We start from the raw sequence: 15,402 nt of genomic DNA, 5'->3' as shown, positions 1-15,402 counted from the left end.
ATGCCTGTTTCAGGTGTCAAGCACCGAAATATAGCGAACTTGGAGCAACAAACACTATGGTCTCCTGCGTGCCTGGACAGGGGGTTTCGAAAATCGCAGGCCGCTACCGAGTGTTACGCGCGCTCGGCCAGGGAGGCATGGGGACGATCTGGCTGGCTCACGACGAGCTGCTGGATCGCCAGGTGGCCATCAAGGAAGTGCTGCTACCCCAGTCTCTGGACGAGGCCGGGCGGGCCGAGGCGCTCCAGCGTGCCATGCGCGAGGCGATGGCCGCCGCCCAGCTGCGCCATCCCGGGATCATCACGATCCACGACGTGCTGCAGCAGGACGGCAGGCCGTGGATCGTCATGGAGCTGCTCAGGGGCCGCGATCTCAAGGAGGCCGTGGCCGCCGAGGGGCCCTGGGCGCCCGAGCGCGTCGCGGGGCTCGGTGTGCGGGTCCTGGAGGCGCTCTCGGTCGCGCACGCGCGCGGCATCCAGCACCGTGACGTCAAACCGGCCAACGTGTACCTGAGCGACGACGGCCGCGTCATCCTCACCGACTTCGGCATCGCCCGCCTGGAGGACCAGGCGACGATCACGGAGTCGGGCCTGCTGATCGGCTCGCCCGGGTTCATCGCGCCCGAACGGCTGCGCGGCGAACGCGGCGGGCCCGAGTCCGATCTGTGGTCCCTGGCGGCCACGCTCTACGCCGCCGTCGAGGGCCAGGCGCCCTACACCGGCACCTCTCCCCTGTCGGTGCTGCGTGACGCGCTCACCCTGCCGCCGAGGCCACCGCAGCGGGCCGGTCATCTCGGCCCCGTGCTGATGGCGATGATGGCCCGCGAGCCGTACCAGAGGCCGGACCCGCAGGCCGCGGAGCAGATGCTGCGGCGCGTCGCGGAGGGCGGGCAGGCGCTGGCCCCGCTCGCGCCCGCCAGGCGGACCGGCCGGGCGCCGATCCTGGCCGGCGCGGTGGTGGTCGTGGCCGCTGCGGCGGCCGTCGCGTTCGTCGCCCTGCGGCCGGACCAGCAGCCACCGGCGCCCCGGCAGGCGTCCACACCGGCCGCGGCCCCGACGACCGCCCCGACGAGCGCGCCGACCCCGGCGGAGACGACCACGGCACCCACGCCGGAACCCGAGAAGACCGCCAGGTTCACCGCGGCGGTCAACCTCTGCACCCTGCTCACGACCCGCCAGGCCGGGCGGTTCGTCCCGGGCACGGGCGAGGGCAAGAGCGGCGCTGACTCCTGCGAGTGGACGACCCGCGGCAAGGGACTCCAGGTCAGGGTGCTGTCCAACAGCCAGCTCCCCGACCAGTGGAGCGGGGCCGTCGAGGACGCCGAGGAGCAGTACGCCAACTCCCGCAACAGCCGCGGCGGGGAGGGCTCCAGGATCACCTGGAGCTGGCCGGAGATCGGTCTGGCCAAACCCATCACGCAGCCCCGCCGCAACGTACAAGATCTGAAGGGGATCGGCGACGAGGCGTTCAGTTACGAACTCGTCAACCCCGACGGGCATCCCGAGCACATCACGCTGGTCTTCCGGCTGAGCAACATCAACGTCGAGGTCAGCCACGTCAACGCCGACAAGATCGGCAAGGACGCCGCACTGCGCGCGGCGACGCGCGACGCCGCGCGGCGACTCGCCAAAGCACTAGACGGCCAGGAGTGAGGCAATGAACCAACCACGACTCGTGGGCGGCCGCTACGAGCTGCTCGACCAACTGGGCCGGGGCGGCATGGGCATCGTCTGGCGCGCGCGTGACGTCACCATCGGCCGGGAGGTGGCCGTCAAGCAGGTGCTGCTCCCGACCGGCCTCTCCCCCGGCGACCAGGCCGCGCTGCGCCATCGCCTGCTCCACGAGGCTCGCACGGCGGCCGGGATCCGCCATCCCGCCGTGGTCGCCGTGCACGACGTGGTCGAGGACGGCGGCGAGCCGTGGATCGTGATGGAGCTGGTCCGTGGCCGGTCGCTCGACCAGGTCGTCAAGACGGGCGGGCCGATGTCGCCGGCGTGGGCGGCCTCGGTGGGGCTCTTCGTGCTGTCGGCGCTGGCCTCCGCCCACGCGCGGGGGTTGCTGCACCGCGACGTCAAACCGGGCAACGTGCTGCTCGCCGACGACGGGCGTGTCCTGCTGTCCGACTTCGGCATCGCCGCCCCCGCCGGCACGGCCCAGCAGGGCGCCGCGCCGGTGGGCACGGCCGGGTTCGCCGCGCCGGAGTGCCTGACGGACGGCCTCGTGCCCGGCCCTCCGTCCGACCTGTTCTCGCTCGGGGCGACGATCTACGCGGCGGTCGAGGGGGCGCAGCCGTTCCAGCGCAACACCGCGATGGCCACGCTGGGCGCGGTGATGACCGAGCCGCCCGCGCCGCCGCGACGGGCGGGCGCGCTCGCCCCGTTGCTGATGGCCCTGCTCGCGAAGGACCCGGCGCACCGGCCCGACGCGCGCACGGTCCGCCGGCTGCTGGAGAAGGCGACCGGGCAGCCGGTGGCCACCGTGAGTTCGCCCGCGGCCGCGTGGGTGGTGCCGCGCGCGGCCGCGTTCGGCTCGGCCGCCGCCGTGGTGGTGGCGTTCGTGGCCGCCGTCACGCTCATCCTGACCACGTCGTCGTCCGCCACCCGGGCGGAGCCGAAGCCGACGGTGGCGGCACCGACGGCGAGCCCGCGAACCGGCGACCCCACCGACGCCCCTACCGGCGACCCGACCGGTGCCGTTACCACCGAGTCACCCGCTCCCAGTGCCTCCCCGGCCGCCACGCTGCCGCCCGGCAAGTTCTCCAAGATGCCGCGGCCCTGCGTGCTGCTCAGCAGGCAGCAGGCCACCCAGCTGGTCGGCCCGTACATCACCTCGTCGCTCGATCCGTCCTTCAGGTGCACCTGGGGCACCACCGGGCTGCCCGCGAAGGGCAAGGAGCTGGGTCTCTACCTCACGCTCTGGCTCTATCCGCAGCAGGGCGACGGCTACGAGAGCACCCTGGCCCACGAGCACGTGGCCGGGGCCAGGAAGGCCGCCGAGGAAAAGGCGGGCAGGGGCGGCTCCGGCGAGACGCAGGGCGAGGTCTTCGAGATCTCCGGCGCCGGGGACGAGGCGATCGCCTACGAGGTGACCAAGACCCGGTTCGGCAGGGGCAAGGAGTTCGAGGTCCAGGTGATGTTCCGCACCGGCAACATGGTGGGCGAGTTCCGGTTCACCCGCGACGTGGCCAAGGACCCCGCCCTGCGGGACAAGGCCGCCCAGGCCGCCAAGTGGCTCGTGGCCGGCCTCGACGCCAAGGCCTCCTGACGCCATGAGGATGATCGCCGGACGCTACCGGCTGCTCGCGCCGCTCGGCGCGGGCGGCGCGGGCACGGTGTGGCGGGCCCGCGACGAGCTGCTGCACCGTGAGGTCGCGGTCAAGGAGGTACGCCTGCCGCCGGGCGAGGACCGGGGTCAGGCGCTGGTCGACACGCTGCGTGAGGCCCGCGCGGCGGCGTCGCTCAGCCATCCCTCGATCATCACCGTGCACGACGTGATCTCCGAGAACGGGCAGCCGTGGATCATCATGGACCTGCTCGCCGGCCGCTCGCTGGGCGACCTGGTCAAGGCACAGGGCCCGCTGCCGGTCGGCCAGGTGGCCACGGTGGGCCTGCGGGTGCTCGACGCGCTGGAGGCCGCGCACCGCCGGGGCATCCTGCACCGGGACGTCAAACCGGGCAACATCATGATCACCGACGCCGGTGAGGTGGTGCTGACCGACTTCGGCATCGCCGCGCACACCGCCGACGTGCCCGCCGCCCACGCGGCCTCCGGGCACGTCCCCGGGTCTCCCGGCTACGTCGCGCCCGAGCACCTGCGGGCCGAGCCGGCCGGCCCGGCCGCCGACCTGTGGTCGCTGGCGGCGGCCCTCTACCTGGCCGCCGAGGGCAGGCAGCCGTTCGACCGCGACTCGACGATGGCGGTCATCGCGGCCGTGCTCACCCAGCCACCGCCGCCACCGGTCAACGCGGGCCCGCTCAGCGGGCTGCTGCTGGCCATGCTCGACAAGAACCCGGCCGCCCGGCCGCACCCGCACGCGGTCGCGGCGCACCTGCGGACGCTGGCCACGCCGCTGCCCGGCCGCCGCCCTCGCGAGGCAGCCGCTGTCACGGTTCCGGTGCGGGCCCGCCCGCGACATACCGGCCTGCTGTTCGGCGGCCTGGCAGCCGGTACGGCGGCCACGGTCACGGCGGTCGTCCTGCTCAGCGGCACCGGATCGCCCTCCGCCAGGACGGCCACCACCACAGCCACCACGCCCCCCTCCCCCGCCATCGTGTCGGCCGGGCCGGCCACCCCGCCGCCGGCCACCACCACGGCCTCCCCGTCGCCGGCCGCCAGGGGCGACGGCAGGTTCGCCGAGCCACCCAGGGCCTGCAAGCTGCTCGACGAGGACCAGGCCGAGGACATCCTCCCCGGCTCCCGCTCCCGCCAGCCCCGCATGTACGACGAGAGCGAGTGCTACTGGTCCGTCGGCTCGCTCGGCCTGCTCGAGAGCACCTCGATCACCCTCAAGGTCAAACGCGCGGACGAGGTCGCGGCGGCCAGGCGGACGTTCGCCCAGACGGTGAAGTCCCGCGACGCGGCCGCCGGCAGCGCGCAGACCGTGACGGTCGGCCGCACCAGGCGCGTGTCCGCGGGCGACGAGGCCGCCACCCAGGACAAGGAGGCGGGCATCACCACCACCTCGACCACCACCGTCTGGATGCGCGTCAGCAACGTGATCGTCCAGATCGAGGTCAGCCATCCCAAGCGTACGAAGGTGACCGAGGAACTCCGCGACACCGCAGTCACGACCGCCCGCGCGGTGGCCGACACCCTCCAGAAGGCTTCATGAACCCCAACCAGCGAGACCAGTCCCCGACCGTGGCCGTGCAGCGCACCGCTCCCACCCAGCAGTCCCGGCCGGGGCTGCGGGTGACGCCCGTCATCCTGGGCACGGCCATGACCGTCGTCGTGCTCATGCTGTTCACCGTCGTGTTCCTGCTCACCCGCGAGCCCGAGCCGGCTCGCTCGGCCACTCCGGTCGCGACGCCGCCGTCACAGGCGGCGACGGCCGCGCCCGATCCGTCGCCGAGCGAGCAGTCCCCGACGAGCGAACCCGTCCCGACCGGCCCGGCCACGATCACGAAGGAGGCCGACCCGTGCGCGCTGGCCGACGAGGACCTGGTCAAGAAACTCACGCTCTATCCCGACGACAAGTCGCAGATCCGGGCGGACGAGTGCGAATGGTCCACGCTGCCCCGGGGAGCCTCCCTGCCGGACAACATGTCGTTCCAGCTCAGGGTGTACGTGAAGGTCTTCCCGGGCGATGTGGCGGCGGCGCATGAACAGCACGTGGCGCAGCGGCGGGAGGCCATACTGCTGGCCCGCGACTCCACCCCCGCCGACCCGCCCGTCGGCGACTCCTCCTGGACCACCCGTTTCACCATGCCCGGCGGCACCGGCAACGGCCCGACCACCGCGACCGTCGGCGTACGGGTCAGCAACGCCGTGATCCAGGTGGTCTACCAGCGGCGTGTCCCCGAGGACCCGTCGGGCAGGCTCACCAAGGGCGCGCTGGAGATGGCCACGGCGATCGCCGCCAAGCTCAGTGACTGACCGTTTCGGCCATTCCCACCCCGAATCTTCACACGCAGGAGTTGCGATGACCTCAGAGACGATCAATGCGGCGGCTGCAGGCACCTGGGAGCTCGGCGACCTGACCGTCAACCGGATCGGCTTCGGCGCGATGCGCCTGACCGGCAGCGCCGCCTTCGACCTCGGCACGCCGAGCGATCGCGACCGGTCGATCAGGGTGCTGCGGCGCGCGATCGAGCTCGGCGTCAACCACATCGACACCGCCGCGTTCTACTTCTCCCGGCTGCGTTCCGCGAACGAGCTGATCAATCGCGCGCTGGCCCCGTACCCGGACGATCTGGTCATCGCCACCAAGGTCGGCCCGAGCCGGGATCCTTCGGGGGCCTGGCTGCCCTGGGCCGCGCCAGAGCAATTGCGCGGCCAGGTCGAGGAGAACCTGCGTCAACTCGGTCGTGACCACCTCGACGTGGTGAACCTGCGCCTCAGCGGTCCCGGCCCGATCGCCGAACATTTCGGCGCGCTGGCCGACCTGCGCGAGGCCGGGCTGATCCGGCATTTGGGCATCTCCAACGCCGGCCAGGAGCAGCTCGCGGAGGCGCGGGCCATCGCGCCGGTGGTCTGCGTGCAGAACCGGTACGGCCTCGACTCCCGCAGCGCCGGCGATGACGACTTCCTCCAGGCGTGCGGCGAGCAGGGCATCGCGTTCGTGCCCTTCTTCGCGATCGCCGGCGAAGGAGGCGCGGCGGGCGCGAATGGCACCGACAGTGAGGAGGTTCTCGCCGTCGCCCGCGCCCACGGCGTCACGCCGGCGCAGGTCCGGCTGGCGTGGACGCTGCGGCGCGGGCCGCACGTGCTGGCCATCCCGGGCACCGGCAATCCGGATCACCTGGTCGCCAACGTGGCCGCCGGTGCGCTGCGGCTCACGGAGGACGAACTGGCCCGTCTCGAGTCGCCTCAGCCGGGCGGAGCCGCGGACTGACCGCACCCCTCGCGGCGCGGGTCAGAGGTCGCCGAGGCCGAGCTGACGGGCGATGAGCATGCGCTGGACCTCGCTGGTGCCCTCGCCGATCTCCAGGATCTTGGCGTCGCGGTAGAAGCGGCCGACCGGGAACTCGTTCATGAAGCCGTAGCCGCCGAAGATCTGCGTGGCGTCGCGGGAGTTGTCCATGGCCGCGTTGGACGAGACCAGCTTGGCGATCGCCGCCTCCTTCTTGAACGGCACCCCGGCCAGCATCTTCGCCGCCGCGTGGTAGTAGGCCAGGCGGGCGGTGTGGGCGCGGGCCTCCATGTCGGCGATCTTGAACTGGATGGCCTGGTAGTGGCCGATCGGGTGGCCGAACGCCTTTCTGTCCCTGACGTAGCGCAGGCACTCGTCGACGCAGCCCTGCGCGAGCCCGACGCCGACGGCGGCGATGGCGACGCGGCCCTCGTCGAGGGTGCGCAGGAACTGCGCGTAGCCCCGGCCGCGCTCGCCGAGCAGGTTGACGGCGGGCACGCGGCAGTCGGAGAACGACAGCTCACGGGTGTCGGAGGCGTTCCAGCCGACCTTGGAGTACTTCTTCGACACGGTGAACCCCGGGGTGCCGCTCGGCACGAGGATCGTGGAGATCTCCCGCTCGCCGGTGAGGGCGGCGACGGCCACGAGGCCGGTGATGTCGGTGCCGGAGTTGGTGATGAACGCCTTCGTGCCGTTGATCACCCATTCGTCGCCGTCCAGCACGGCCGTGGTGCGCATGCCGCCCGGCACGTCGGAGCCGCCGCCGGGCTCGGTCAGTCCGAACGCGCCGAGCATCTCGCCCGAGGTCAGCCGGGGCAGCCACTCCGCGCGCTGGGCCGGCGTGCCGTAGCGGTAGATGGGCATCGCGCCCAGCGACACCGCGGCCTCCACGGTGATCGACACGCTGGAGTCGACGCGGGCCAGCTCCTCCAGGGCCAGGCAGAGGGCGAAGGAGTCGCCGCCCATCCCGCCGTACTCCTCGGGGATGGGCAGCCCGAACAGGCCCATCGCGCCCATCTGCCGCACGATGTCGTACGGGAACTCCTCGCGCTCGTAGTAGTCGCCGATCACCGGGGCGACGACGTCACGGGCGAACGCCTCGACGGTCTTGCGCAGCTCTTCGTACTCGCTGCTGAGCTCGCTGGTGAACATGGGTGTCAGCCTTTCGACAGGGCCTGGACGACGCGGGAGGGGCTGGGGCGGCCGAGCCGCTCGGCCAGCCAGGTGCTGGTGGCCACGAGCTTGCCGAGGTCGAGGCCGGTCTCGATGCCCAGGCCGCGCAGCATCCAGACGAGGTCTTCGGTGGCGAGGTTGCCGGTGGCCGACTCGGCGTAGGGGCAGCCGCCGATGCCGCCCGTGGAGGCGTCGACGGTGGTGACGCCGGCCCTGAGCGCGGCCAGCGTGTTGCCGAGCGCCTGGCCGTACGTGTCGTGGAAGTGCACGGCCAGCCGGTCGGGGTCGCGGAACGCCTCGATCAGGGCGGTCACGTGACCGGGCGTGCCGACGCCGATGGTGTCGCCGAGCGACAGCTCGTGGCAGCCGAGCCCGAGCAGCCGCTCGCCGACCGCGACGACCTGCGCGATGGGCGTGTGCCCCTCCCAGGGGTCGCCGAAGCACATGGAGACGTACGCGCGCACCTTGACGCCGTGCTCCAGCGCCCTGGCGATGACCGGCTCGAACATGTCGAACTGGCTCTCCAGGCCGCGGTTGAGGTTCTTGGCGGCGAACGTCTCGGTGGCGCTGGCGAACACGGCGATCTCCTCGACACCGTGGGCCAGGGCCCGGTCGAGACCGCGCTCGTTGGGCACGAGCACCGGGTAGCGGATCCCCGGCCGCCGGTCGAGCCCGGTCAGCAGGTCCTCGGCGTCGGCCAGCTGCGGGACCCATCTCGGGTGGACGAAACTGGTCGCCTCGATCACCTTGTGCCCGGCATCGGCGAGGCGGCCGATGAACTCCGCCTTCACCTCGACGGGGATGATCGCGGACTCGTTCTGCAGCCCGTCACGGGGCCCGACCTCGTAGACGGTGACGTGCCGAGGAAGACCCGCCATCGGGTACGGCACGCTCATCACGCCTCCTCGGGTGTGATCACGGCCAGGACTGCGTCCATGTCGACCGGCTGGCCCGCCTGCGCGCGCAGCTCGGCGACCAGGCCGTCGAGGGGGGCCGTCACGGTGTGCTCCATCTTCATGGCCTCCACGATCAGCAGCGGCTGGCCCGCGCCGACCCGCTCGCCCTGCTGGGCCTTGACCACCAGGACGGTGCCCGGCATCGGGCTCCTGACCACGCCGTCGCCGGCCCCGGCCGCGCCGGGCCGGTCGCCCGGATCGCCGATGCGGTGGCGGGTGACGGCCCAGGCCGCGCCGCCCCTGCCGAGCCAGAGCGTGTCGCCGTGGCGGACGTGGGCGTAGTGCTCGGCACGGCCGCCGAGCGTGACGGTCAGGGTGTCGCCGTGGCGCCTGATCCGGGCCGGGACGCCCCGCCCGCCGCCGGCGCCCTCCGGAACGACCCCCTCGGCGTCCGCGCCGGACGAGCCGGGGACGCCGGGCAGGTCGTGGGGACGTACTTCGGCCGCCCGCTCCGGCAGGCCGCGGACCTGGACGGCGTGCAGCCCGCCGCGGGCCTCCAGCCGCCAGGTCGTCCAGGCGGGCCGGCCGACCCGCCAGCCGTCGGTGGCGTCCCACGGATCACCGCCCTGCGGCCTGGCGTGGAAGACGAGCGCGGCGGCGGCCAGCACCTCGGCGGGCACTCCGGCCGACGGCAGCAGGTCGGGCAGGATCCGCTCGACCAGCCCGGTGTCGAGCCGGCCCGCCCGGACCGCCGGGTGCGTGACCAGGGCGCGCAGGAACGGGATGTTGGTGGTGACGCCGAGGATCACGGTCTCGCCGAGTGCTCGGTCGAGCCGCCGCAGCGCGGCCTCCCGGTCGGGCGCCCAGGCCACGACCTTGGCCAGCATCGGGTCGAACTCACTGCCCACGACCCCGCCCTCCGCCAACCCGGAGTCGACCCGGACCTCCTCGGGCTCGCGCAGCGCGAGGACCGGGCCGCCGGTGGGCAGGAAGCCACGGGCGGGGTCCTCGGCGTAGACGCGGGCCTCCACGGCGTGGCCGTCGAGGCGTACCTGATCCTGGGTGAGCGGCAGCGGCTCGCCGGCGGCCACCCGGAGCTGGAGCTCGACCAGGTCGAGGCCCGTGACCAGCTCGGTGACCGGGTGCTCCACCTGGAGACGGGTGTTCATCTCCATGAAGTGGTGCTCGCCGGTCGTGCCGTCGACGATGAACTCGACAGTGCCGGCCCCGACGTAGCCCACCGCGCGGGCGGCCTCCACCGCGGCCGTGCCCATCCGGTCGCGCATCGCCGGGTCCACGAACGGGGACGGCGCCTCCTCGACGATCTTCTGGTGCCGTCGTTGCAGGCTGCACTCGCGTTCGCCCAGGTGCAGGACGTTGCCGTGGGTGTCGGCCAGCACCTGGATCTCGATGTGGCGTGGGTTCTCGACGTAGCGTTCGATCAGCAGGGTGCCGTCGCCGAACGCCGCGCGGGCCGTACGGCGGGCGGACTCCAGCGCCTCGGGCAGCTCGGCGGCGGACCTGACCAGCACCATGCCCTTACCGCCACCTCCCGCCGACGGCTTGATCAGCGCGGGGAAGTCGGCCCAGGCGGTCAGCTCGTCGTCCGGCTCGGCGCCGCCCGGCACCACGGGGACCCCGGCGGCCGACACGGTGGCCTTGGCGCGGATCTTGTCGCCCATGGCGTCGATCGCCTCGGGCGGCGGGCCGACGAAGACCAGCCCTGCCTCGGCGCAGCGGCGGGCGAACTCGGCGTTCTCGGCGAGGAAGCCGTATCCGGGATGTACGGCCTGGGCGCCGGACTCGACGGCCGCCGCCACGATCGCCCCCATGTCCAGATATTTCGGGACCTGGAGGGCTATGTCGGCGTCGAGAACGTGGCGCGCGCCCGCGTCCGACGCGGTGTGGACGGCCACCGAGGTGACGCCGAGCCGGCGCAGCGTGCGAATGATCCGGACCGCGATCTCACCCCGGTTGGCGATGAGCACCCGGTCGAACATGTGCGGCGAAGGAGTCATGCGATCAGATCCTGAAGACGCCGTAGGCGACGGGGTCGAGCGGGGCGTTGGCCGCCGCGGAGAGGGCCAGGCCAAGGACGGTACGGGTGTCGAGAGGATCGATCACGCCGTCGTCCCAGAGCCTGGCGGTGGAGTAGTAGGGGTTGCCCTGGTGCTCGTACTGGGCCCGGATCGCGTCGGCGTCGGCGTCGCCCACGGTGGTGAGCACGTTGGCGGCCTGCTCGCCGCCCATGACCGAGATGCGGGCGTTGGGCCACATCCACAGGAACCGGGGCGAGTAGGCGCGCCCGGCCATGGCGTAGTTGCCCGCGCCGAACGACCCGCCGATCACCACGGTGAACTTCGGCACCCGCGCGCACGAGACCGCCGTGACCATCTTGGCGCCGTGCTTGGCGATGCCACCCGCCTCGTACGCCTTGCCGACCATGAACCCGCTGATGTTCTGCAGGAACACCAGCGGGATCTTCCGCTGGTCGCACAGCTCGATGAAGTGGGCCCCCTTCATCGCCGACTCGCTGAACAGGATGCCGTTGTTGGCGACGATCCCGACCGGGTGGCCGTGCAGGTGGGCGAAGCCGGTGACCAGGGTGGCGCCGTACTCGGCCTTGAACTCCAGGAACCGCGACCCGTCGACGAGCCGGGCGATGACCTCGCGCACGTCGTAGGGCTGGCGGGTGTCGGCGGGCACGATGCCGTAGAGGTCGCGCGGGTCGTACGCGGGCTCCTCCGGCGGGAGGGTGTGCCACGGCCGCTCGGCCCGGGGCGCCAGCGTGGAGACGATGTCGCGGACGATGGCCAGCGCGTGGGCGTCGTCCTCGGCCAGGTGGTCGGTGACGCCGCTGACCCGGGAGTGCAGGTCGCCGCCGCCCAGCTCCTCGGCCGTGACCTCCTCGCCGGTGGCGGCCTTCACCAGCGGCGGGCCGCCGAGGAAGATCGTGCCCTGGCCGCGCACGATGACCGCCTCGTCGCTCATGGCCGGCACGTACGCGCCGCCGGCCGTACAGGATCCGAGGACGGCGGCGATCTGCGGGATGCCCCGCGCGGACATCGTGGCCTGGTTGTAGAAGATCCGGCCGAAGTGCTCGCGGTCGGGGAACACCTCGTCCTGCCGGGGCAGGAACGCGCCGCCGGAGTCGACGAGGTAGACGCACGGCAGCCGGTTGTGCAGCGCCACCTCCTGCGCGCGCAGGTGCTTCTTGACGGTGATCGGATAGTAGGTGCCGCCCTTGACGGTGGCGTCGTTGGCCACGATCACGCACTCACGCCCGGCGACCCGGCCGACGCCGGTGATGATGCCGGCGGCGGGCGCCTGGTCGTCGTAGAGACCGCCGGCCGCGAGCGGGGACAGCTCCAGGAAGCGGGAGCCGGGGTCGAGCAGGCCGTCGACGCGGTCACGCGGCAGCAGCTTGCCGCGCTCGACGTGCCGCCGCCGCGATCGCTCGGGACCGCCCAGGGCCGCCACGGTGAGCCGCTCCAGCAACTCGGCGGCCAGCCGCTCGTTGAGCTCGGCGTTGCGCTTGAAGAGCTCGCCGCCGGAGTCGGCGGACGACTGCAGCACCGGCCAATCGCTCATGACTCCCCTTTCGTCATGTGCGAGATGTTAGTCATCATTAACGAAACCGTCTAGCATGTGAGACGTGACGACTGCCCGGACACCTACCCGCAATCGCGGCAACCGGCGCACCGAAATCCTCGACGCCGCCGCGAGACTGTTCGCCGCCCGCGGCTTCCACGGCGTCTCGATCGAGGACATCGGAGGGGCGGTCGGCGTCTCCGGCCCCGCGCTCTACCGGCACTTCAGCGGCAAGGAGGCACTGCTCGCCGAGATGCTGCTCGGCATCAGCTCGCGGCTGCGCGAGTCGGCGGTCGCCGTCGTGACCGCGTCCGGCGGGCCGGGCGAGACGCTCGACGCGCTACTCGACACGCAGATCACGTTCGCCCTCGAGCAGCCCGCGCTGATCACCGTGCACGACCGCGAGCTGGGCAACGTGCCCGAGCCCGCGCGGCGGCAGATCAGGAGGCTGCAGCGGCTCTACGTCGAGGAGTGGGTGACCGTGCTGGCCGAGCTGCACCCGTCGTGCCCGGCGGCGCGGCTGCGCGCGGCCACGCACGCCGTCTTCGGCCTGCTCAACTCCACCCCGCACAGCGCCGGCGAGCTGCCGCCCGAGGCCATGCGGCCCCTGCTACGCGCGATGGCGCGAGCCGCCGTCGATGCCGCGGTTAACGTCCGCTAACACTCTCCACGTTCACCGAAAACGCCTTGCTGGCTCAACTATCTAGATATATCGTCAAGGTATCTCGATAGTTGGAGGTGTTATTCATGCACGCTTGGGACGATCATCCGGGCTTCCCGCCGGCCCCCCACGGCGCGACCGTTCCGCCGGCGCCCTTCCCTCCCGTGCCGCCCATGCCCCTCGTGCCGCCTCTCCCCCCTGTGGCCTGGGAGGGCGACGCGCCCCGGGTCCGGCGAGGCGACGTGCGGGCGGCGCTGCTGATCCTGCTCGCCGAGGAGCCGAAGAACGGCTACCAGATGATCCAGGACATCGAGGCCCGCAGCCGCGGCGTGTGGCGGCCGAGCCCCGGCTCGGTCTATCCCGCGCTCCAGCAGTTGGAGGACGAGGGGCTGGTGACCGGCGACGAGTCCGGCGGCACCCGCACCTACCGGCTGACCGGGCAGGGCCGCGCGCAGGCCGAACGGCAGCTCGGCGCCGAGGCCCCCTGGGACGAGGTGGCCCGCACGATCCCCGAGGACCGCCACGAGCTGCGCCTGCTGTGGGCCCAGCTCAACGAGGCGTTCATCCATCTGACACGCACGGCCAACGACCGCCAGGTCGTCGCGGCCAAGCAGTTGCTCAGGCAGACACGCAGATCCGTTTTCCAGATCCTGGCGGAGGACTGATGCCCGACCAGACGGCGGTGGCCGTACGGAAGTTATCCAAGACCTACGGAAAGGTGGAGGCCGTCAAGGGCGTCGACTTCGAGGTGCCGCCCGGCGAGGTGTTCGGCTTCCTCGGCCCCAACGGCGCCGGCAAGACCACCACGATCAGCATGCTGTGCACGCTGGTCAACCCCACGGGCGGCAGCGCCACCGTCGCCGGCTACGACGTCGTCCGCCAGCGCGACGACGTCCGCCGCAACATCGGCCTGGTCTTCCAGGACCCGACCCTCGACGGCTACCTGAGCGCCGAGCAGAACCTGCGCTTCCATGCGGAGCTGTACGGCGTGCCCAAGAGCGTCGTAGGCGACCGGATCCGGCAGGTCATGGAGATGGTCGCGCTCTGGGACCGCAAGGACGCCAAGGTCATGACGTTCTCCGGCGGCATGAAGCGGCGCCTGGAGATCGCCCGCGGCCTGCTCCACTCACCCCGGGTGCTGTTCCTGGACGAGCCGACCGTCGGGCTCGACCCGCAGACCCGCTCGGCCATCTGGGGCTACATCAACCAGTTGCGGCGCATGGAGGACATCACGATCTTCATGACCACGCACTACATGGACGAGGCCGAGTACTGCGACCGGATCGCGATCATCGACCACGGCGAGATCGTCGTCATCGACTCGCCGGAGGCACTGAAGGCCAGCGTCGGCAAGGACCGGGTGCAGATCCATACCGGTGACGACGCGCGCGCGATCGAGGCGCTCCGGGAGAGGTTCGGCCTCGACGCGGCCGTGCACGAGGGCGCGGTGACGTTCGCCGTGGCCTCGGGCGAGGAGTTCGTGCCCCGGCTGTTCGCCGAGCTCGGCATGCCGATCACCTCGGTCAGCGTCTCGCGGCCCTCGCTCGACGACGTGTTCATGTCCTACACCGGCTCCACCATCCGCGACGCCGAGTCCGGCGCCGACACGATGGCGTGGATGCGCACGATGGCGAGGCGATGACGATGGCGACAGAGGCGATCGCCGTCCGGACGCCCGCGCGCGGCACGGGCCACGACCTCCGGGCGATCAAGGTGGTGCTCCATCGCGAGATGCTGCGCTTCGTCAACGACCGGACGCGCATGCTGTCGATGCTGCTGCAGCCGGTGCTCTGGCTCTTCGTCATGGGCACCGGGCTGGGCTCGCTGGTGCAGGGCTCGATCCCGGGCGTCGACTTCCGTACGTTCATGTATCCCGGAATGATCTCGATGACCGTGATCATGACCGGCATGTTCTCCGCCGGCTCGATCGTGTGGGATCGCGAGTTCGGCTTCCTGCGCGAGATGCTCGTCGCCCCCGTCTCACGAGGGGCGATCGTCGTGGGCAAGTGCCTCGGCGGCGCGCTGGTGGCCACCGGGCAGGGCGTCATCATCCTGGCCATGGCCGGGCTCGTGGGCATTCCCTACTCGCCGGCGCTGATGCTCACCCTGCTGGCCGAGATGTTCCTGGCCGCCTTCACGATCACCGCCTTCGGGGTGCTGCTGGCCGCCCGGATGAAGAACATGCAGACGTTCTTCGGGCTGATGCAGATGGCGATCATGCCGATGGTGTTCCTGTCGGGAGCGATGTTCCCGCTGGCCAACCTGCCGTCGTGGCTGCACTTCCTGACCGTGATCAACCCGATGACGTACGCGGTGGATCCGATGCGGCAGGCCGTCTTCTCCCACCTCGACGTCCCCGCCCAGGTGAACGCGGCGCTCAATCCCGGGGTCCAGTGGTTCGGCTACCAGGTGCCGGTGCCGCTGGAGCTCGGCCTGGTGGCGGCGCTCGGCGGGGTGCTGCTGATGTTCGCGGTCGCGCAGTTCCGCCGGGCCGAGTGAGAGCTTTTCGG

Annotated in this window: 13 protein-coding genes; 9 read left to right on the top strand and 4 right to left on the bottom strand. The window is 71.9% G+C overall.

Translation table 11 applies throughout. The features are described 5' to 3' along the window. Positions 1-56: 56 nt before the first annotated feature. The 5 genes from AC5L3X_RS28730 to AC5L3X_RS28710 are packed head-to-tail and all read left to right on the top strand — an operon-like array spanning position 57 to position 6,553. Positions 57-1,652 (top strand): serine/threonine-protein kinase, encoded by a 1,596-nt coding sequence (locus tag AC5L3X_RS28730; RefSeq protein WP_494861041.1) that lies wholly within the window; start codon positions 57-59, stop codon positions 1,650-1,652. Between the two features lie 4 nt (positions 1,653-1,656). Beyond that, a complete protein-coding gene (locus AC5L3X_RS28725) occupies positions 1,657-3,264 on the top strand; it encodes a serine/threonine-protein kinase (protein ID WP_494861040.1) in 1,608 nt (535 codons plus the stop codon). 4 nt (positions 3,265-3,268) lie between these two features. Beyond that, complete coding sequence (locus AC5L3X_RS28720) at positions 3,269-4,831, top strand: serine/threonine-protein kinase (RefSeq protein WP_494861039.1); 1,563 nt, start codon at positions 3,269-3,271, stop codon at positions 4,829-4,831. After that, entirely contained in the window at positions 4,828-5,595 is a 768-nt protein-coding gene (locus AC5L3X_RS28715; protein WP_494861037.1) for a hypothetical protein, read from the top strand. The genes AC5L3X_RS28720 and AC5L3X_RS28715 overlap by 4 nt, the downstream gene beginning before the upstream one ends. Positions 5,596-5,641: 46 nt before the next feature. After that, positions 5,642-6,553, top strand: coding sequence for an oxidoreductase (locus AC5L3X_RS28710; RefSeq protein WP_494861036.1), 912 nt, complete (start codon positions 5,642-5,644; stop codon positions 6,551-6,553). 21 nt (positions 6,554-6,574) lie between these two features. Here AC5L3X_RS28710 and AC5L3X_RS28705 read toward each other — a convergent pair whose 3' ends face one another. The 4 genes from AC5L3X_RS28705 to AC5L3X_RS28690 are packed head-to-tail and all read right to left on the bottom strand — an operon-like array spanning position 6,575 to position 12,231. Further along, positions 6,575-7,723, bottom strand: coding sequence for an acyl-CoA dehydrogenase family protein (locus AC5L3X_RS28705; RefSeq protein WP_494861034.1), 1,149 nt, complete (start codon positions 7,721-7,723; stop codon positions 6,575-6,577). A 5-nt stretch (positions 7,724-7,728) separates the two neighbouring features. Beyond that, a complete protein-coding gene (locus tag AC5L3X_RS28700) occupies positions 7,729-8,640 on the bottom strand; it encodes a hydroxymethylglutaryl-CoA lyase (protein WP_494861033.1) in 912 nt (303 codons plus the stop codon). Beyond that, positions 8,640-10,658: an acetyl/propionyl/methylcrotonyl-CoA carboxylase subunit alpha gene (locus AC5L3X_RS28695; RefSeq protein WP_494861032.1), complete on the bottom strand. Its 2,019-nt coding sequence runs from the start codon at positions 10,656-10,658 to the stop codon at positions 8,640-8,642. Before AC5L3X_RS28695 ends, AC5L3X_RS28700 begins: the two co-directional genes overlap by 1 nt. A 4-nt stretch (positions 10,659-10,662) precedes the next feature. Beyond that, complete coding sequence (locus AC5L3X_RS28690; RefSeq protein ID WP_494861031.1) at positions 10,663-12,231, bottom strand: carboxyl transferase domain-containing protein; 1,569 nt, start codon at positions 12,229-12,231, stop codon at positions 10,663-10,665. Positions 12,232-12,295: 64 nt separating this feature from the next. Between AC5L3X_RS28690 and AC5L3X_RS28685 the strand changes: the two genes are divergently transcribed. The 4 genes from AC5L3X_RS28685 to AC5L3X_RS28670 all read left to right on the top strand — a co-directional run bounded on the left by AC5L3X_RS28685 (position 12,296) and on the right by AC5L3X_RS28670 (position 15,391). Beyond that, the gene (locus AC5L3X_RS28685; protein ID WP_494861030.1) at positions 12,296-12,892 is read left to right on the top strand and encodes an SACE_7040 family transcriptional regulator; all 597 of its coding nucleotides are present in this window, start codon (positions 12,296-12,298) and stop codon (positions 12,890-12,892) included. Positions 12,893-13,065: 173 nt separating this feature from the next. Continuing rightward, a complete protein-coding gene (locus AC5L3X_RS28680; protein ID WP_494861028.1) occupies positions 13,066-13,557 on the top strand; it encodes a PadR family transcriptional regulator in 492 nt (163 codons plus the stop codon). Then, positions 13,557-14,534: an ATP-binding cassette domain-containing protein gene (locus AC5L3X_RS28675; protein WP_494861027.1), complete on the top strand. Its 978-nt coding sequence runs from the start codon at positions 13,557-13,559 to the stop codon at positions 14,532-14,534. Before AC5L3X_RS28680 ends, AC5L3X_RS28675 begins: the two co-directional genes overlap by 1 nt. Beyond that, positions 14,531-15,391, top strand: coding sequence for an ABC transporter permease (locus tag AC5L3X_RS28670; RefSeq protein WP_494861025.1), 861 nt, complete (start codon positions 14,531-14,533; stop codon positions 15,389-15,391). The genes AC5L3X_RS28675 and AC5L3X_RS28670 overlap by 4 nt, the downstream gene beginning before the upstream one ends. Positions 15,392-15,402: the final 11 nt, after the last annotated feature.

The sequence above is a fragment of the Nonomuraea sp. CX421 genome (assembly GCF_059358955.1).
Note: the sequence above shows the minus strand (reverse complement) of the source record. Positions and strands in the feature narration are given on the sequence as shown.